Source organism: Paenibacillus sp. J53TS2 (assembly GCF_018403305.1).
In the GTDB taxonomy this organism is placed as follows: domain Bacteria; phylum Bacillota; class Bacilli; order Paenibacillales; family Paenibacillaceae; genus Fontibacillus; species Fontibacillus rhizolycopersici.
Window position 1 is genome coordinate 100,865 of record NZ_BOSK01000004.1, and the last position, 17,902, is coordinate 118,766.

General features: G+C 50.6%; 17 protein-coding genes and 1 other annotated feature. Of the genes, 14 read left to right on the plus strand and 3 right to left on the minus strand.

Annotated elements, in window-relative coordinates:
* Window positions 1-7 precede the first annotated feature (7 nt).
* The 8 genes from KJS42_RS10540 (at window position 8) to KJS42_RS10575 (ending at window position 8,212) form a co-directional block, all read left to right on the plus strand.
* On the plus strand, window positions 8-637 hold the full coding sequence (locus tag KJS42_RS10540) for a nucleoside recognition domain-containing protein (RefSeq protein WP_213622817.1): 630 nt from the start codon (window positions 8-10) through the stop codon (window positions 635-637).
* A 6-nt stretch (window positions 638-643) separates the two neighbouring features.
* The gene (locus tag KJS42_RS10545; RefSeq protein ID WP_155605393.1) at window positions 644-1,177 is read left to right on the plus strand and encodes a spore maturation protein; all 534 of its coding nucleotides are present in this window, start codon (window positions 644-646) and stop codon (window positions 1,175-1,177) included.
* Between the two features lie 135 nt (window positions 1,178-1,312).
* Window positions 1,313-2,059, plus strand: a complete 747-nt coding sequence (locus KJS42_RS10550) for a pseudouridine synthase (protein ID WP_193415961.1) — start codon at window positions 1,313-1,315, stop codon at window positions 2,057-2,059.
* 455 nt (window positions 2,060-2,514) lie between these two features.
* The gene (locus tag KJS42_RS10555) at window positions 2,515-3,042 is read left to right on the plus strand and encodes a peroxiredoxin family protein (RefSeq protein WP_155605391.1); all 528 of its coding nucleotides are present in this window, start codon (window positions 2,515-2,517) and stop codon (window positions 3,040-3,042) included.
* A 22-nt stretch (window positions 3,043-3,064) separates the two neighbouring features.
* Window positions 3,065-4,735 carry a cytochrome c biogenesis protein ResB gene (resB, locus tag KJS42_RS10560; protein WP_213622818.1) on the plus strand — a complete coding sequence of 557 codons (1,671 nt, stop codon included), beginning with the start codon at window positions 3,065-3,067 and terminating at the stop codon, window positions 4,733-4,735.
* Window positions 4,732-5,997: a cytochrome c biogenesis protein CcsA gene (gene ccsA, locus KJS42_RS10565; protein ID WP_155605390.1), complete on the plus strand. Its 1,266-nt coding sequence runs from the start codon at window positions 4,732-4,734 to the stop codon at window positions 5,995-5,997. The genes resB and ccsA overlap by 4 nt, the downstream gene beginning before the upstream one ends.
* A gap of 64 nt (window positions 5,998-6,061) precedes the next feature.
* The gene (locus KJS42_RS10570; protein ID WP_155605389.1) at window positions 6,062-6,778 is read left to right on the plus strand and encodes a response regulator transcription factor; all 717 of its coding nucleotides are present in this window, start codon (window positions 6,062-6,064) and stop codon (window positions 6,776-6,778) included.
* Entirely contained in the window at window positions 6,779-8,212 is a 1,434-nt protein-coding gene (locus KJS42_RS10575) for an ATP-binding protein (protein WP_193415963.1), read from the plus strand.
* A gap of 111 nt (window positions 8,213-8,323) precedes the next feature.
* Here the strand turns inward: KJS42_RS10575 and serA are convergent, their stop codons facing one another.
* Together serA and KJS42_RS10585 are read right to left on the minus strand one after the other, a co-directional pair.
* Window positions 8,324-9,913 carry a phosphoglycerate dehydrogenase gene (serA, locus tag KJS42_RS10580; RefSeq protein WP_155605388.1) on the minus strand — a complete coding sequence of 530 codons (1,590 nt, stop codon included), beginning with the start codon at window positions 9,911-9,913 and terminating at the stop codon, window positions 8,324-8,326.
* Window positions 9,914-10,146: 233 nt separating this feature from the next.
* Window positions 10,147-10,374 (minus strand) — a binding site (T-box leader).
* Between the two features lie 181 nt (window positions 10,375-10,555).
* Window positions 10,556-11,476, minus strand: a complete 921-nt coding sequence (locus tag KJS42_RS10585) for a hypothetical protein (RefSeq protein ID WP_213622819.1) — start codon at window positions 11,474-11,476, stop codon at window positions 10,556-10,558.
* Between the two features lie 69 nt (window positions 11,477-11,545).
* Here KJS42_RS10585 and KJS42_RS10590 point away from each other — a divergent pair, with 69 nt between their 5' ends.
* Together KJS42_RS10590 and KJS42_RS10595 are read left to right on the plus strand one after the other, a co-directional pair.
* Window positions 11,546-12,139 (plus strand): CPBP family intramembrane glutamic endopeptidase, encoded by a 594-nt coding sequence (locus tag KJS42_RS10590; RefSeq protein WP_155605386.1) that lies wholly within the window; start codon window positions 11,546-11,548, stop codon window positions 12,137-12,139.
* Window positions 12,136-12,783 (plus strand): hypothetical protein, encoded by a 648-nt coding sequence (locus KJS42_RS10595; RefSeq protein WP_213622820.1) that lies wholly within the window; start codon window positions 12,136-12,138, stop codon window positions 12,781-12,783. Before KJS42_RS10590 ends, KJS42_RS10595 begins: the two co-directional genes overlap by 4 nt.
* A gap of 51 nt (window positions 12,784-12,834) precedes the next feature.
* On the opposite strand, the gene KJS42_RS10600 is transcribed toward KJS42_RS10595, so the two are convergent.
* Window positions 12,835-13,794 carry a polysaccharide deacetylase family protein gene (locus KJS42_RS10600; protein WP_213622821.1) on the minus strand — a complete coding sequence of 320 codons (960 nt, stop codon included), beginning with the start codon at window positions 13,792-13,794 and terminating at the stop codon, window positions 12,835-12,837.
* A gap of 87 nt (window positions 13,795-13,881) precedes the next feature.
* On the opposite strand from KJS42_RS10600, the gene KJS42_RS10605 reads away from it, so the two are divergent.
* From KJS42_RS10605 to ypeB, 4 genes are all read left to right on the plus strand, one after another.
* Window positions 13,882-14,277, plus strand: coding sequence for a hypothetical protein (locus KJS42_RS10605; RefSeq protein WP_244868445.1), 396 nt, complete (start codon window positions 13,882-13,884; stop codon window positions 14,275-14,277).
* A gap of 199 nt (window positions 14,278-14,476) precedes the next feature.
* Window positions 14,477-15,097 carry a genetic competence negative regulator gene (locus KJS42_RS10610; protein ID WP_155605383.1) on the plus strand — a complete coding sequence of 207 codons (621 nt, stop codon included), beginning with the start codon at window positions 14,477-14,479 and terminating at the stop codon, window positions 15,095-15,097.
* 87 nt (window positions 15,098-15,184) lie between these two features.
* The gene (prsW, locus tag KJS42_RS10615; protein ID WP_193415969.1) at window positions 15,185-15,877 is read left to right on the plus strand and encodes a glutamic-type intramembrane protease PrsW; all 693 of its coding nucleotides are present in this window, start codon (window positions 15,185-15,187) and stop codon (window positions 15,875-15,877) included.
* 654 nt (window positions 15,878-16,531) lie between these two features.
* Window positions 16,532-17,896 carry a germination protein YpeB gene (ypeB, locus tag KJS42_RS10620; RefSeq protein WP_155605381.1) on the plus strand — a complete coding sequence of 455 codons (1,365 nt, stop codon included), beginning with the start codon at window positions 16,532-16,534 and terminating at the stop codon, window positions 17,894-17,896.
* The last annotated feature ends 6 nt before the right edge of the window (window positions 17,897-17,902 follow it).

Sequence of the window (17,902 nt, forward strand, 5' to 3'; positions counted from 1 at the left end):
GGAAAAGATGGTCAACAAAATATGGCTTGCGCTCATTTTGATCGGTTTTTTGTTCGCTGCGATCAAAGGGGATATCGGCACTGTGACACAAGCAGCGTTTGATGGGGCGGCGACCGGCGTGACCGTATGCTTTGGTTTAATCAGCGTTCTAGTATTCTGGCTTGGCATCATGCGTCTAGCGGAGGATTCCGGCCTCGTCAAGGCCATCTCCAAGCTGCTCGGGCCGGTCGTCGCTTATCTGTTCCCCGACGTGCCGAAGAATCATCCGGCCATGGGGTATATTTTATCGAACATGAGCGCGAATTTGCTGGGACTGGGAAATGCAGCAACGCCTATGGGAATCCGCGCGATGCAGGAGCTTCAAGAATTGAATCCGGATAAACAAACGGCATCCCCGGCAATGTGTACACTACTTGCCCTGAACACGGCCAGCATTACGCTCATCCCAACGACGCTCATTGCCATCCGCATCAACTTTCAATCGGCGAATCCGGCGGAAATCGTGGGTTCTACCCTGCTCGCGACCGCAATCGCCACGATGGCGGCCATTGTAGCCGACCGATGGTATCGCAGGCATAGCACCTATCGCACCCCGCCACAGGCCACAGCGCCGCCCAATATCTCATTGAAAGGGTGAGGCACTTTGCTGGACTGGATTAACCTTGTCTCTGCATGGGCGGTACCGGTCATGATCGCATTTATTCCGCTTTATGCTTATTTCAAAAAAGTGCCGGTCTACGAATCGTTCGTGGACGGGGCTAAGGATGGCTTCTCAACCGCCATTGGCATTATCCCGCATTTGGTGGGCATGATGGTGGCGATCAGCGTGTTCCGCGCTTCGGGGGCGCTGGATTTCTTCGTCGGGTGGATGGCTCCCATGCTGTCTTGGCTGAAGGTTCCACCGGAAGTGCTGCCGCTCGGTTTCCTCCGGCCTTTGACGGGGACGGGCTCGCTTGCGTTTACAACTGACCTGATCAAAACTTACGGACCGGATTCGATGATCGGCCGCATTGCATCTACGATTCAAGGCAGTACCGATACGACATTATACGTATTGACGGTTTATTTCGGCGCCGTAGGTATTCGGAACGGCCGTTACGCTTTAAAGGTTGGATTATTCTCGGATATTGTCGGCTTTGTCGCGGCGATCGCCGTTTGTCTGCTCTTATTCGGATAACTTATACATATTGACGGGTTAGTGTAAACCGCCCTGCAGCTGTCTAGCTGTCGCGGCGGTTTTTGCTGTTTCTCCTGCGGCTATTGTGATTTTGTCTTTCGGTGGGTATCATGTGTATGAGGTGACTTAGCGAAAATGGAGAGATTACAGAAAATATTAGCCGCCGCAGGTGTGGCATCCCGTCGCAAATGTGAGGAATTGATTCTGAGCGGCAAAGTTCAGGTGAACGGAGAAACCGTCACGACATTAGGCACGAAGGCCGATCCGGCCGTGGACGTCATTACCGTCGAGGGCAAGACCATCGGTACAGAGAAGAAGCTGTACCTTATGTTCAACAAACCGAAAGGCGTCATCACGAGCGCTTCCGATCCCCAAGGCCGTAAAATCGTCACCGACTATTTAAAAGGAATCACAGAGCGGGTTTATCCAGTAGGCCGGCTTGATTATGATACTGAAGGACTGCTGCTACTAACGAATGACGGTGAGTTTGCTCACCTTCTGACGCATCCAAAGCACCATGTATCGAAGACTTATCACGCAACGGTTAAAGGAGTGCCGCATGGCTCGGCACTGGACAAGCTGAAGCAAGGCGTGATGCTGGAGGACGGGATAACGGCCCCGGCAGAGGTGGAATACCAGGACATCGATCCGGAAGGGAAGTTCTCGACCATCTCCATCACGATTCATGAAGGCAGAAACCGCCAAGTGCGCCGGATGTTTGAGGCGATCTCGCACCCTGTGACGAAGCTGAAGCGCATTTCCTTCGGCGATTTGTACCTCGGTAACCTGAAGCGCGGCATGTACCGTCACTTGACGAAAGAAGAGGTTGAAAGCCTCTATAAACAAGCCCGCACTACCACACTCCCCACACCAAAGCGCTAGAAAACGCGGTGAAAGGGAGGCGAGAGGCAACAGGTGGGACGATTCTGAAAAAGCGAAGCGCCAAGGCACGGTAAATTGAACGGAAGCACGGAAAGTGGCAAAAGGGGAAAATGATTCTGAAGAAGCGAAGCGTTCGCCTTTGTGAGCGGAATTCTACCTTGAAATCATATGATATAGAATTCCGCGAGCAACAGCGATCGTAAGAACATTTTACCCGGCTGCCCCAGTCGTAGCCAAACCATTCGTTCAAGTCATTCTAGGCCCATAAGCGATAGCATGTTCGCAGGAATCGTTCACCTTACTGCATTTCCCCACATTTTCTCCTCATTTCAAGCGCGTCACATAATATTCATATTTCCCCGGGCTGAAACTGCGACGAATTTCGTTATAATGTTCATAGAGTGTTCACGATTTGTTCGACACTTATGATTATTGTCATAGAAAGGAAGTTAACTATGGGGAAAGCGAGACGGCCGATCCAAATCGTCATCTTGCTGCTGATCGTCGTGCTGGGCGGCTATGCCATCGGGACCGCAGTGTCCGGCGGCGAAGCGGATAAACCCAAGCAGGGGGGTAAACCGCCGGCTTTTAAGCTGCTCGGTTTGGATGGACAGGTACATACGTTGGATGATTACAAAGGCCAAGCGGTCGTCCTGAACTTCTGGGCTACCTGGTGCACCTATTGCGTGAAAGAGATGCCAGCATTGCAAGCTCAGGCGGAAAAATGGCGCGATCAAGGCGTCGTCGTATTGGGGATCAATACGGGCGAGGATGAGATGACCGTGCAAAATTTCATTAAGCAGACGGGCGTGGATTTTCCCATTTTATTTGATTCCGATAATACCACGACGCGCGATTATGGGATTGTACCGATGCCAACAACGTTCTTTATCGGAAAGAACGGCAAAATCTCCTCCATTCATCAAGGCGAGCTGAACTTGGACACGTTGGATGACCAAATCAAGCAACTGCTGGATCTTTGACGACGAGAGGAGGGCATAATCGGTGATCCAAAATACAAAATGCGAATGCGGCCACCAAAATCGGGTGGGAACCGTGTTATGCGAAGCTTGCGGCAAACCGCTGTTTGAGGATGAGCAGCCGGGCGGGCTGCTGGAGATGCGATATGACGGGGTCGCCCGACGTTCGCAGCGAGCCAACCCCAATATGATCGATCGGGTTTGGAATTTCTTCTCCTCCGTGAAAGTTGCCATTTACCTGATCATCATTACGCTGATTGGTGCTATGTTCGGCACGATCTTCGAACAAGAGAGCAACTTTATTAATTTCGATCCGTCCACTTTTTACAAAAACAAATACGGCACGATCGGCGAAATTTATTATCGACTGGGTTTATCCCATACGTATGAATCCTGGTGGTTTACACTGCTTCTGGTGATGATCGGCGCTTCGCTGGTGATCTGCAGCCTGGATCGCGTGCTTCCGTTGTACAAAGCGCTTTCAAAGCAAAAAGTACGCAAGCACCGGGAATTCCTCACCCGTCAGAAAATCGTTTACCAAGGGGAGATCGGCGAAGAAGGTGCCGACTGGGTCCAGCGTGCCGTTCAGCCTCTACGTAAGAAGCACTATCGTGTTCATACGGAGGGCAGTGCCCTGCTGGCGGAGAAACAGCGATTCAGCCGCTGGGGCCCTTATATCATTCATATCGGGCTGATCGTTTTTCTACTGGCCGTCTTATTTCGCGGGTTGCCGGGACTTCACATGGACAAACATTACTGGTTCCCTGAGGGAGAAATTACGCGGATACCGGAAACGAACCTGTTTATAAAAAACGAGAAGTTTACGGTGGAGTATTATAATGAGGACGAAATGTCCGAAGATTTCAAAGCTAGGGGCAAAGTCGTCCCCAAGTTGTTTGAGACGCAGGCAGTCCTCTATGAATGCACGGCCGATTGCGATGATCCTTCCAAAGAGCCGCAGCTCCGGGAAGTGGAACGTCACGCGATCCGGGTGAACGATCCGCTCAGTTACAAAGGACTCCAAGCTTATCAGTTCGACTTCGATCTTACGCCGAAGCTGAGATCCGTGCAGCCGGCTTTAGTGAATGCCAAAACCGGGGAATCGTATGGCAAATTCAAATTAGATATGAGAAATCCCCAACGCGAGGTTGAGGTGGGGCCATATCGGCTTACGCTGCTAAACAAATATATGGATTTTTCCCTGAACGACCAGGGGCAGCCGGTCTCCATCTCCGGTGAGCCCAACGCGCCTGCCTTTTTGTTCTTGATCGAAGGACCGGATCTTCCTGAACAAGGCGCGCAGTATATTTACTTTCCCAAGCAGATCGACAAGGAGCGGTTTCAGCAGGATGCCATCAACCAACAACTCGGCGGTGTGCAGACGAAGCTGCAGCTCGATGTCCTTGGCATGGAGGACGTGGATTTTGTCGGAGCGTCCAGTTACCTGAACATCCGGATCGACCGGGCAATGCCTTTCGTTTGGTTGGGGCTCGGAATCGTGATGCTTGGGCTGATCTTAGGGTTTTACTGGCAGCATCGCCGAATTTGGCTACGGGTGGACGGCCGACAGCTGACGCTGGGCGGACACACGACGAAGAACTGGTTCGGTATGCGCCGTGAAGTTTCCGGGTTCCTTCATGCGATGGGCTTGGAAGCAGATGAGAAGTCTTTGGAAAACGGGGGGAAACGTCCATGAACTTTCTGGAAATCAGTAGAGTCGCATTTATGTCGGCCTTTTTGCTTTATTGCGCAGCTTTCATTTGTTATGTAGTGGCCGTAACGGGAAAAACTTGGCGCAATCGCGACCCGGAGCGCCATGAGGCGAAATGGGGGCGTATTTCGTTTAGCATCTCTTCGCTTGGCTTGCTGTCGCATCTGGTTTATTGCGGTACTCGCTGGGCTTACAGCGGACATGTGCCGGTCAGCAATATGTACGAATTCATGTCGTTTTTGTCGATGATGATTATGGTGGCCTTCACCGTCGTCTTTGTCATTTACCGCAAGATTCTACTTGGAGTGTTCGCGCTCCCGCTGGCTATTCTTATTATGGCTTATGCTGCCGTATTCCCGCAGGATGTGCAGCCGTTGATTCCGTCGTTGCGCTCGATTTGGCTCTATATCCACGTAACGCTGGCGGCCACGGGAGAATCGTTTTTCGCCGTCGGCTTTATCGCCGGATTGATGTACCTTTTGCGCGCGGTGGATTTCACTGCCACTGATCGGCCAGGCCGGCGGCAAAAATGGTGGGTTGAATTTACGCTTTTTTCTATTATTATAGTATTGGGCTTTATTGTTTCCGTATTCGCCTTTCGGGCAGCCGGATATGAAGCCGTATTCGTACAAAATCAGACAACGATTGACAGCCAAGTAGAGCAAGATAGTACAATAGAAGATAAAGTAATCTATAATCTGCCGCCGATTGTGGGTCCGCACCAAAGCGAACCGGAGCAAATCCAGCCGTTCCTCGGCATGAACAAACCGTTATTCGATGCGCCTGCCTGGATGCGGGGGGATACGGCCGGCCGTAAACTGAACACGGTAATTTGGGCTATACTAACAGGTACCGTACTTTATTTGCTGCTCCGGTTGATCCTTCGTAAATCGCTGGGTTCGGCACTGTCGCCGGCGCTTCGGGCGATTGATCCGGATGATCTGGATGAGATCAGCTATCGGGCAATCGCGATCGGGTTTCCGATCTTTACTTTAGGCGCGCTCATATTTGCCATGATTTGGGCGCAGCAAGCCTGGGGCAGATTCTGGGGATGGGATCCGAAAGAGGTATGGGCGCTGATTACCTGGTTGTTTTACAGCGCTTATCTGCATTTGCGCTTATCGCGCGGGTTCCAGGGGCGTAAGGCCTCGTGGCTGGCCGTCTTAGGATTTCTGGTCGTGATGTTTACGCTCGTAGGGGTGAATCTGATCATAGCGGGTCTACACTCCTATGCGGGTACCGATTAAACAAGCAAGAAGACCATATGGACTGCTCAACTGATTGGGTAAGATGATGAAGGGGTTGTTGTTAATGTCAGATCAAGCAAACCGCATTCTGGTAGTCGATGACGAGGAGCGGATTCGCCGGCTGCTGAAGATGTACTTGGAAAAAGAAGGCTACGAAATCGATGAAGCCGAGGACGGGGAGACCGCCCTGAAAATGGCGACCGCCGGCGACTATGGTTTGATTCTGCTCGACGTCATGCTGCCGGGCATTGACGGCGTCGAGGTCTGTAACCGTTTGAGACAAGTCAAGGCAACGCCGGTGCTGATGCTGACGGCCAAGGGCGAGGAAATCAACCGCGTGCAGGGCTTTGAGGTCGGAGCGGACGATTACGTCGTGAAGCCGTTCAGCCCTCGTGAGGTCATCTACCGGGTCAAAGCGATTATGCGTCGCGCTTCGGCAACGGCGTATTTGACCAAAGAAAGCGGGACTAGCAACAATATCGTGTTCCCTCATCTTGTCATTGAGCATGACGCTCATCGGGTGACGGCTAGCGGCCAAGAGGTCAGCTTGACCCCGAAAGAATATGAGCTGCTTCATTATCTGGCGGTTTCACCGGATAAAGTATTTTCTCGGGAGGAACTGTTGAAGGACGTTTGGAATTACGAATTTTTCGGTGATTTGCGTACGGTCGATACTCATGTCAAACGGCTGCGCGAGAAGCTGAATAAGGTGTCACCGGAATCCGCCGCAATGATCACCACGGTGTGGGGCGTCGGTTACAAGCTGGAGGTTTCGAAGTAAGTGAACTTCTGGAGAACGCTCGTCGGTAAACTGTGGATTACGATCATTTGTTTGGTGGCCTGTGTCCTGATGCTGATGGGGCTCTTCCTGCTGCCCTATATCGATACGAATTTTACAAACTCCGGAGCGGTCAAACGATTATTTGTGATCGTTTCGATGATCGGATTTTCGCTCACAACGTTTTTTGCGCTGTTTCTCTTCACCAAGATCACTCAACCCATGCAGCAGTTGATTCAGGCTGCGGATTCGATTCGCAAAGGCAAGTATGAAACCCGCCTTTCTCTTCGCACGAGTGACGAAATCGGCGAACTCGCGATTACGTTTAATCATATGGCGGAGGAACTGGAGAATACGATCCGCAGCTTGAAGCATGAGAAAGAGCATCTATCCAGCGTGCTGCGCAGTATGAACGATGCCGTGATCACTTTGGATCGGGAGGGTTACGTGATTTTGACCAATCCGCCGGGCGATCGCATTCTGCAGATGTGGGGGGATCTGATCGAGGAAGAAGACGAGGGAGAGATTCTGCGGCCTGCACCAACGGGTGAAGGGCAGGTTGTGCCTCAGCCGCTGCTTCCGATGTTCCGCCGGTTGCTGGATCAAGAAAGCGACCAGAAGATGAACGTGCACGTCATGAAAGGCGTTTGGTCCGTACATATGGCCCCTCTGTCTTCAGACGGCGAAGTCCGCGGGGCGGTTGCCGTTCTTCGCGATGTAACGGAAGAGGTAAGTCTGGAGAAGATGCGCCGCGATTTCGTAGCGAACGTCTCTCACGAAATTCGGACGCCACTCTCGATGATGCAGGGCTATAGCGAAGCGCTGCTGGATGGGATGGCTTCTTCCCCGGAAGAGAGTGCAGAGCTCGCACAGGTGATCTATGACGAGTCGCTGCGGATGGGGCGGCTAGTCCGCGACCTGTTGGACTTAGCCCGCATGGAGGCAGGACATACGGACATGGTGATGCGCCAGATCGATTTTCGCGAATTGGCTGAACGGGTGTACCGTAAATTTCAAGTGCGAGCCAAGGAGAACGGTGTTGAACTCGCGCTGGAGCTGGAAGAAGGCGAGCTGAAGCTGCAAGCTGATGAAGATCGGCTGGAGCAGGTGCTGACGAACCTGCTGGACAATGCTTTCCGGCATACGCCGGAGGGAGGCAGAGTAACCGTGACGGCGGGGATGAAGCCAAATGGGCAAGGGAAGCAGCTTCACGCGACGATTACGGATACCGGTGTCGGCATTCCTAGCGATGATTTACGCTTTATCTTTGATCGCTTTTATAAAGCGGACAAAGCTCGTGTTCGCGGGGAGAACGGCGGTACGGGATTGGGGCTATCGATCGTCAAAAATATCATCGACGCTCATCATGGCTCGATCTGGGCCGATAGCGAGATTGGCAAAGGGACCGCTTTTCATTTCATGCTTCCTGTCGAATAGAGACAAACCACGTAATCACAAAAAAACATCCTTCGCGAAGAAGGATGTTTTTTTGTTGAATGCCGCAGATAAATCTTGTTCATCGTGGAACATTGATCTCCAATTGAGGGGTTAAGCAAAGATGATATGCTGCGCTTTATTCAGTTCGGGAAGTTTCGTCAATTCGTCTAATACATCTTTGGTAACCTCTTTGTCTACGGTAAGCACCATGATGGCCTCGCCGCCGATCAATTTACGTCCCACCTGCATGGAAGCGATGTTGACGTCGTTCTTCCCAAGCAGTGTGCCGACATGTCCGATGATGCCCGGCTTATCGTTATGGGAGATAAAGATCAGATGACCTTCCGGTGCAACGTCTACCGGGAATTTATCAATCTGTACGATCCGTGCGCCATACCCGTTCAGCAGTGTTCCGGCGACTCGGCGCTCCGCACCGTCCTGCCCTTTAAGCGTAACAGAAATCAAGTTGGTAAAGCCTTTAGTGGCCGAAGCCTGCGATACAACGACGTTGATGTCGCGGACTTTCGCCAGATGCATCGAGTTGACGATATTGACGTCTCCGGCAAAATGACGGGACAACACCCCTTTAATAATGTAACGGGTGAGGGGTTGCGTATCAACTTCTGCCAGATCCCCGGCATAATCGACATGGATTTCCTTCACGGCCTGATTGTTCAACTGGGACAAGAAGATCCCGATTTTCTCGCCAAGACCGAAGTAAGGCTGCAGTTTATTCATGACGCTGGCCGCTACTGGCGGCATATTAACAGCATTTTTGAACGGTTCGTTACGCAGGATGTGAAGAACCTGTTCCGAGACGTCGATTGCCACGTTCTCTTGGGCTTCCACAGTGGAGGCGCCAAGGTGAGGGGTTACGATGATTTTTGGGTTGTTGAGGAACGGGTGATCGGCTTCCGGCGGTTCTTTCTCGAACACGTCGAAGGCAGCTCCTGCGACGATACCTTGATCGATCGCTTCAACCAACGCCAACTCGTCAATAACGCCGCCACGGGCGCAGTTGACGATGCGCATGCCTTTCTTCATGACCTCAAACTGCGGACGGGCGATCATGTGCTTCGTTTCAGGTGTCAATGGCGTATGAACGGTGATGAAGTCGGCATTACGGATAATATCGTCCACGGTGGCCAGTTTCACGCCTAGCTTCTCGGCCCGATCTTCGGTAAGGAACGGATCATACCCAAGAATATCCATTCCAAATGCTTTGGCCCGTTTCGCAACCTCGCTGCCGATGCGGCCCATACCTAGCACGCCCAACGTTTTGTTGCGCAGCTCCACGCCGAGGAATTTGCGATCCCATTCGCCATTTACCGTTTTGGCGTAGGCTTGAGGAATATGGCGGGCTAGCGCCATCATCATCGCAAAGGCATGCTCGCATGTCGTAATCGTATTGCCGTCTGGAGCGTTAATGACGATAATCCCGCGTGTCGTTGCGGCCTCCAGATTGATGTTGTCGACCCCGACACCAGCGCGGCCGATGACTTTCAAGCGGGTCCCGGCTTCCATGATTTTTTCGGTTACTTTCGTTTGGCTACGGACCAGAAGACCGTCATATTGCGGAATGATCTGCACCAATTCGTCTTCGCTGAGACCTGGTTTTTTGTCGACCTCAACGTCGGCTGCATCCATCAGTTGTTGGATTCCCAAATCGCTGATTGGATCCGATACTAACACTTTAAACATGATTATTGACCCTCCTAAAAGTTTTATATAGCAAGGCCTCCTCGAAAGTGATCTTGCATCGCTTTCTTCGGAAGCATAAGCTGATGGGATTCAAAAACGAGTTCCTTCGTTGACGCTGTGTCTTATCACCGCGCAAAAGAGCGGAGGTACCTGATAACGCAAATTCGCCTCCATGCCACGTTAAACTTACTTGATACATCAAAAAAACTCCCAATCCGCACACTACTTCCGTAGTAAGGGACGAGAGTTGTTCGTGGTACCACCCTAATTCGCTGCACCTTTGCAGGTAAGCAGCCTCAGTTGTCATTGCTGACAGAACGGTAACGGGTTCACCGGCTGCGCCTACTCAGGATTCAACGCAGCTACTCGGGAGCGCTAAAGCATTCGTTCCGCTACCGGTTTGCAGCACCACCGGCTCTCTGGAAGCTTTCCGAATCCTTTTTTTCCTTCAACGTGTTTCATGAAATGTAATTTTTCATAATGTAACACGGTCCCCGGCAAGGTGTCAACACTAACCTGAACATTTTTACAAAGTTAGGCGTTTGTCGTTCGGATTTTGACCAAACTTGAATCCGCCTAGAATTTTGGTTATGATTTTACTAATGTCGAAAAGCGTCTGATTCCGACGACCCGGCCTGCGGTTTAATCCTCCGTAAAGAACGGCAGCTCCGGCAGAGATTCGGATGCATAATACGTTGATTTCCATTTCGCGAATTCCTTATTCTTAACGGCATCCGTTTCTGTTAAAACCTTAACGATCGATGCTACGGAGGTCAGTTTAAGAGCGTCGGACTTTCCGCTACTGATCAACTGATCGATTTTGGAGGTAAGATCCTGCGGCAGATAGGATACATAAAGTTGCTCATTCACCATCATATCGGTGATTGCTTTGTTCTTCACAGCAAGCGAATAGCCGGACCATTCCTTAGTGCTGATGTTATTCTTGTAAGTATAATCGGCCGGAATGCCGTTTTTGGTTTTAGCGGTCCATTTCAGGATCGAGGAATAATATTTCTTTTGCGCCTGCAGGCCAAAGCTTTTCGCGCTTACCGTGAATTCGTCCTGGGTGACCGCTTTGGCTAGCTCCGCGCCTTTTTTGCTTCCTGCCTTTGCCTTGACTTGGTCGATGCTGTCCGAGAACAGCTTCAGGCTTTTTAAATAGTCGGTCTGAGCCTCCTTAAGTAATGGCGAGGAATCCGCAATGGATTGGGCGGCAATTTGCTCGTAACCGGCTTTCGCTTTTTCGCGGATTTCCTTCATTGCGTCCGCTGAGACCGCCTTCGAGGTACTGCGGGACATTTCATCGACCAGCGTGAGATAATCCTCTTTGAATTGCTGGTATGGTTGGAACACCACGTAGTAGAACGTGACCAAATCCTGTTGCTGATAGGAGTTTTCGTTTTCTTCTCCAGGTGGGGCGGTTTGTAGATAGGCATATTTAGCTTCCGTCTTGTCGATGCCGATATTGAGTCCTAGAAAGAAGGTCCCAAACGCGATAATCAGCGTGGCGAGAAAACCAAGCAAAAACAGCATTTCGAATTTGGCATTATTTTTACGAATCATGAGGATGCTCCTTACCATATTGAATTGAATGCGCTAGAATATTATAAAGGACAGGGTTTGACAAAAACTATGAAAAAGTTCAAATTACGCGACGTAAAAATTCAAAAAGTCGACCCCGGTCAGCTTAACGATCGTTTGCTGCTTATTAATTTGTATCTAACGCAAGGACTTACTTTGTTTATCGGTCTGGTCATCCTTATTTTTCAGAAAAGAAACCCGATTCATCTGTTCGATTTTCCGAAAAGTGTCGAATTTTTGTACTGGGGGGCGGGGTTGGCAGCGGTGATGTTTGTTGCGGACATGCTGTTGTCTCGGTTCATCTCCGAGGAAAGCATGGATGATGGAGGCATTAATTCACTGCTCTTTCGCAACCGTCCGATCTGGCATATCGCCGTGATCTCGGCGATCGTAGCGATTTGCGAGGAATTGTTGTTTCGGGGGGCGATTCAGAATGGTATCGGCCCGTACTGGACGAGTATCTTGTTCGCCGCGATTCATGTCCGGTATTTGCGGCACTGGATTCCAACGGCATGGGTGTTCGCAAGCAGCTACGGTCTAGGGTTCATCTATTTGCAAACGGGGACGCTTTGGGCGCCGATCCTATGTCACTTCCTGATCGATTTGGTATCAGGTTTGGTGATCAAATTTCGGAGGGAGTCATGAACGAACATTTAAGCCGAATGGACCGTTACGGTCAGCCAAATCGAGTGAAGCGCAGCTCCTCCACATCATGGAACCTTTCCTCCGGAGTGGCAGCGGCCGAGCCTGCACCACCCGAGCCTACACGACCCGAGCCTACGGCGACGGTCATCCACGAGAAGGTTATGCCCGATGCTTTTGCGGAGAAGAAGCCGGCGATTGGCGACGAGACAATGGTCCGCCTATTAATTCCGCGCACGGTAGCGCCTGAGGAACGACGGCGGGGAAAAATGACGCTAGCGGCGTCAAAGCCTGAACCGGTGAAGTTGGCTATGGCTGAGAATGGAAAGTTCGAGTCTGCAGCCGTCGCCGCTTTAGCCAAATTAAAGGAACCGATCCCGCAGCATCCGTTCTCTACGTCCTCGGGTTCAGGTTTGTTGGACGAAGCAGAACATCTTGACGACAGTCAAGAGCATTTGCTTGAAATGACGAGCATGGAATCGGAACTCGAAATGATGCCGACTCGTAAGGAGCTGTTTCCGTCGCAGCGGTTGAAAATGACTCGTTGGTTTTATAATTCGCTGCTGTACATTTTTGTTATTATTCTCATTTATTTATTATGGTGGGGCGTTAGCGATTCTCCGTGGGGGAAGAATCACGGATTATAAAAACAGGCGAAAAACCGTCAGGAGGGGTCTCCTGACGGTTTATTTTGTTCCTTATTTGGTTCCTCCAGCTTCAGCCTCTACCGGAGCAGGCCCGATACTCCGAGGGTCGACAAATCCGTATCCTTTTTGCTCCAGTTGGGTCAGCAGTTCATCTAGGGCTTCTACGGTCCAGGGGAGCTCGTGCATGAGAATGTTGCTCCCGGCATGAAGCTGCTCTAGAACGTTGGCAATGACCGCATCCGGCTTGTTTTTATTTTTGCTGTCCCAGTCAAGGGAACCGTTGGACCATGTCATGTAAACCAGATCGTTATCGTCTGCGATTTGGTGTGTCGTTTCGTTGCCTGATCCAAATGGCGGCCGGAAAAAACGAGGCGCTTCGCCAGTTGTATCCTTAACGATCTTTTGCACATCCTCGATCTGCTTGCGCATGTTTGCTGCGGATTCCTTCTTTAAGTCGATGTGATCCCAACTGTGGTTCCCGATGATTTGTCCGCGTTCCTTAATCAACTGAAGCAGCTCGGGATGGGCTTTCACGCGGTATCCATTTACGAAGAAAATCGCCTTCGCTTGGTGTTTGTCCAGCGTATCAATCAGTCCGTCAATCATTTCTTTTTCCTTCGGTCCGTCGTCAAACGTAAGCAATACGACCTTCTTCTCAATACTCTCGTCATTTGGAACAACGTTGTAGGCTTTATTAATGTGGTACATCAGTTGGGGTTCGGCCGTTTCGGTAGCGGCATTTTCTGCATTTTGATCCGCCCCTGCGGTCTGGCCGCTTGGATCGGACGAATTTCCTGAGTTTGCATTCTGATCGGTCGTTACTGAGCTGTCAAGCGGGTCGCTTACCTGTCCGGATTCGTTACTCCCCCCAGGCGTCGTCGTCTCCACAGTTGGAATGGCATTTTGGTTGGATGTGGCTTGTTCGTTTTGTGCATCAGTCTGGCCGCATGAGCTAAGAATAAGACAAGCGGCGGCGATGGGCAGGAGTTTCTTGTGGAGCAAAGGAGTCATCTCGCTTTCCTGTATTTATGCCGCATGAGTTTAAGGCAAACCGCGAACACTACAGATGATTTTAACATAACCAAGGAGGTTTTTTACGTGAAATCTTCCTCATTTTTAGGCGGCATATTGGTCGGCGTATTCGCCGCGATGTGGGCTTCCAGACGTAAGCAAAGCCTGATGTCGGTGATGAATGGCGCGGGGTCGGCCCTGAAGTTTGCCAGCATGACCTCAAATCGCCACGAAAGCTCTAACGAGGATCTGTCGGCAGCGCTGAAGACGGAAGGTCCGGCGTCCGAAAATGCAACAAAGGCCAAAGGGGCAAACAACGCCCAGGTGTATCCCAGTTCCGGCACGATATCAGCGGCCGGTTCGAATCATTCGAAGGAATACAGTCTGAAGCAGTTGACCGACTTCATTAAAGGCGATGCCGATGTGCGTCGTGAAGTCGAAGCCATTCTCAAAGAGACCCATACGCCCGTTCCAGGATTGTAAGCCAGACACCGCCGTACCTGCTCAAGAATCATTTTCCATCCCTTGCCCGGGAGCGGAAAATGATTCTTTTTTGGTCTATTTTAAAGCGTGCATTTAGGGGAAATAAGTGATAACATACATACAAAGAACCATTTCCAGCACATTTAACAACAGCTTTCATAATCTGTTGTAACACGGCATAGAGAGAGGAGGATCCTGTATGAAGATCGAAAGACTAGGCCAGGATAAGGTACGGATTTTCCTCACGTTTGACGATTTGAGCGAACGCGGAATACAGAAAGAGGACATGTGGCAGGAGATTCCCAAAGTCCATGACCTGTTCACCGAAATGATGGATCAGGCTTATAACGAAGTGGGCTTTGACGCCACTGGGCCTTTGGCTGTGGAAGTATTCGCACTTCCTGCGCAAGGAATGGTCGTCATCGTAACACGCGGCAAATACGATCACCATCAACACGGGATCGGCTCGCCTTATGAGGATGAACTGCCGGATGAAGTATACGAAATGGAAGTCACGCTGGAGCAAAGCGATACGATCCTGTATTCCTTTGACGATTTCGAAAATTTAATCGAAGCTGCGCATGTACTTAAGACCATGTTACAGAATGCCGGCAGACTGTATAAATATAATGGGAAATGGGTTCTTCAGCTGGAGCCGGAGGAGTTGGAGGAGGGCAAACACCCTGCTCTGATTGCGGTATTAGCTGAGTTTGGCGAAGCAACATCAGTAACTACGGCGATGCTGGAAGAGTACGGGAACTTGATCATGGCCGACCACGCGGTGGACACGATTTGCAGCCACTTCAAACGCCAGGATTAATTCGTACGTATCGCACGAAGGCGGACTCGTGAAACAATATGAGAGAGAGACAAGAAACGGCAAGCGGCCAATAAGGGGGGATAACCGTTGCTCTTTTTCTCGATAGCAAGCGCAGCGGTAGCTCCCGGTATTGCACTGCTAACTTATTTTTATCTCAAGGACAAGTATGATGCAGAACCGCTGCATATGGTCATCAGGGTGTTCCTGCTTGGTTTCCTGATCGTTTTACCGGTCATGATCATACAGCGGGGTTTGACGATGTGGCTGGGCGAAGGGCCTCTGGTCACGGCATTTGGCATTTCGGCTGGCGTGGAAGAAGTCCTGAAATGGTTCGTATTGTTTCATATGATATACAACCATACGGAGTTTGATGAGCCGTATGATGGGATTTTATATGCAGCGGCTATTTCGTTAGGATTCGCGACGGTCGAAAATGTATTGTATGCTTTCGCGAGTCATGCTTCAATAGGCACCTTAATCGTACGGGCGTTGCTTCCGGTGTCCGGTCACGCGATGTTTGGGGTCATGATGGGTTACTACTTGGGTCGAGCCAAATTTTCGACCGGTTGGCAAAGTCGGAAATTCCTTATCTTCTCTCTGTTGTTCCCATTGTTCTGGCATGGGGTATACGATTGGATCTTAAACAATACGACCCAATACTGGATTTGGTACATCGTTCCGCTTATGGCTTTCCTGTGGTATGGTGGGCTTGGCAAGATGTACCGGGCCAATAACCGTTCCCCATTCCGGCTGACACCGGGAGCTAAGGGGCAAGATTAATTTAGGAAGAATAGGGCATCCTAATTCTAGCGATTCGTGCGTCTGCGAAGACGGGCCACGTAGTTGGATAGAATAGGGGGTGCCTTTTTTCGTGCGTGTCAAGGTCAGAATCATATGTAGAGCGTGCGGCGAGCGGTTCGTATTGCGTGGCAAAAAAGAGCGCGGCCAGATCGAAACCGGCTTCAAGCAATGTTTGTGTAATAATCAACATGACTTCGAGATCGAGGAAGAAGCCCAGTAAGGGGGGCAGAGGAGGTTGGATGAAGCTAGGGATCGAGTAGCGGAGCGTAGCTGGAGGCTACGTGAGCAACGGAGAGACCGGGTGAATCCAAGATCCGATGCCGAATGAGCTTCATTGAACTGCTTCGTGATCGAAAGTCGGCTTTTGAACTAAGTTCCAATGATGTTGAAAAAGACGGGTTTTGAGCACCGAGGAGGTTGGATGAAGCTAGGGATCGAGTAGCGGAGCGTAGCTGGAGGCTACGTGAGCAACGGAGAGACCGGGTGAATCCAAGATCCGATGCCGAATGGCTTCATTGAACTGCTTCGTGATCGAAAGTCGGCTTTTTCAACTACTTCTATAATGCATAAAGTTCTTTCCTTCTTGTCACACTAATCCCAACCTAGTTGAAGAAGGGAGAGAGCATAAGCCCAATGTACAAACGACTGAGTGCGATCCTGTTTCCGGTGACCGCTGTGCTGTTGATCGGCGCCCTGGTTTGGGGGTATCAAGAGAACCAGGAGAAAAACTCAATTCTAATTAAGGCGGAAAACCAATATCAGCGGGCTTTTCATGATTTGTCCTATCATGTGGACAAGCTGCATATGGAATTGGGCAACACCTTAGCAGTGAATTCAGCATCCACGGGTGCACAGCGCAAAGGTCTGGTTAACGTTTGGCGTATCACCAGTGAGGCGCAAAATGAAATTAATCAGCTACCCCTAACGTTGCTCCCGTTTAACAAAACGGAAGAGTTCCTGTCGCGAATTGCGAAGTTTTCGTACCAAACCGCCATTCGTGATTTGACCAAGCAGCCGCTGAACAATAACGAAATGAAGAACCTGAAGGAGCTATACAAAAGCTCCGCGCAAATCTCCCAAGATCTGCAAGGGGTACAGAACAAAGTGATCTCCAATCGGCTCCGCTGGATGGACGTTGAGACGGCGCTAGCCAGCGAGAAAGAGCCGCGAGACAATACCATCATCGATGGTTTTAAAACCGTAGACAAAAAGGTCGGCGAATATCCGGAGCTCGATTGGGGACCATCCATTTCCAGCATGTACAATAAACGTTCGGTGAAGAAGCTGGGCGGAAAACCAATTACGGTTGAGGAAATCAAACGCAAAACGGCGGAATTTACGGGCGTTCAAAACGCAGGAGCGATCCAGGTCGTGGAAAACGGGAAGGGTACGGAATGGGCGTCGTATACCGCGAACCTGACGAACGGCAAAGACGGCGAAACGTGGTCGCTCGATTTCACGCGGAACGGGGGTCACTTGATCTCCTATGTCTACCATCGACAAATCGGCCCCAAAGCCGTGGATATGAGTACGGCAAGAGAACGGGCCAGTGAGTTTCTGCAAAATAAAGGGTATCCCGGGCTGACGGCCGTTTCGTACGACGAATTCGATAACGAAGGAAACTTTACTTTCATCAGCAAGCAAGGCGACGTGTTGATATATCCGGAAAAAATCACGATCCGCGTCGCGTTGGACAACGGACAAGTTACAGGGATGCAAGCCAGCGACTATGTTTATGAACGAGAAAGTCGCGAAATGGTAGGGAAACCGAAACTGACGCTGCAACAGGCGCGTAAATATTTGAATCCGGAATACAAGGAGAAATACCACCGCCTGGCACTCATTGAAAACGAGCAGTCGGAAAAGGTGCTGACCTACGAATTCGGCGGTTCCATCAACGGTTCGCAATACCGAATCTATATCAACGCCGAGAATGGGAATGAAGAAATGATCGAAGAGATTCGAAACCGCAACAATAAAGGTGCCACGCCTTCTTAAGACGAT

Bases quoted from the DNA above. Each gene is read 5' to 3' on its own strand.
- KJS42_RS10540 (WP_213622817.1), top strand. From the start codon at position 8: ATGGTCAACAAAATATGGCTTGCGCTCATTTTGATCGGTTTTTTGTTC.
- KJS42_RS10550 (WP_193415961.1), top strand. From the start codon at position 1,313: ATGGAGAGATTACAGAAAATATTAGCCGCCGCAGGTGTGGCATCCCGT.
- KJS42_RS10555 (WP_155605391.1), top strand. From the start codon at position 2,515: ATGGGGAAAGCGAGACGGCCGATCCAAATCGTCATCTTGCTGCTGATC.
- ccsA (WP_155605390.1), top strand. From the start codon at position 4,732: ATGAACTTTCTGGAAATCAGTAGAGTCGCATTTATGTCGGCCTTTTTG.
- KJS42_RS10570 (WP_155605389.1), top strand. From the start codon at position 6,062: ATGTCAGATCAAGCAAACCGCATTCTGGTAGTCGATGACGAGGAGCGG.
- serA (WP_155605388.1), bottom strand. From the start codon at position 9,913: ATGTTTAAAGTGTTAGTATCGGATCCAATCAGCGATTTGGGAATCCAA.
- KJS42_RS10585 (WP_213622819.1), bottom strand. From the start codon at position 11,476: ATGATTCGTAAAAATAATGCCAAATTCGAAATGCTGTTTTTGCTTGGT.
- KJS42_RS10590 (WP_155605386.1), top strand. From the start codon at position 11,546: ATGAAAAAGTTCAAATTACGCGACGTAAAAATTCAAAAAGTCGACCCC.
- KJS42_RS10595 (WP_213622820.1), top strand. From the start codon at position 12,136: ATGAACGAACATTTAAGCCGAATGGACCGTTACGGTCAGCCAAATCGA.
- KJS42_RS10600 (WP_213622821.1), bottom strand. From the start codon at position 13,794: ATGACTCCTTTGCTCCACAAGAAACTCCTGCCCATCGCCGCCGCTTGT.
- KJS42_RS10610 (WP_155605383.1), top strand. From the start codon at position 14,477: ATGAAGATCGAAAGACTAGGCCAGGATAAGGTACGGATTTTCCTCACG.
- ypeB (WP_155605381.1), top strand. From the start codon at position 16,532: ATGTACAAACGACTGAGTGCGATCCTGTTTCCGGTGACCGCTGTGCTG.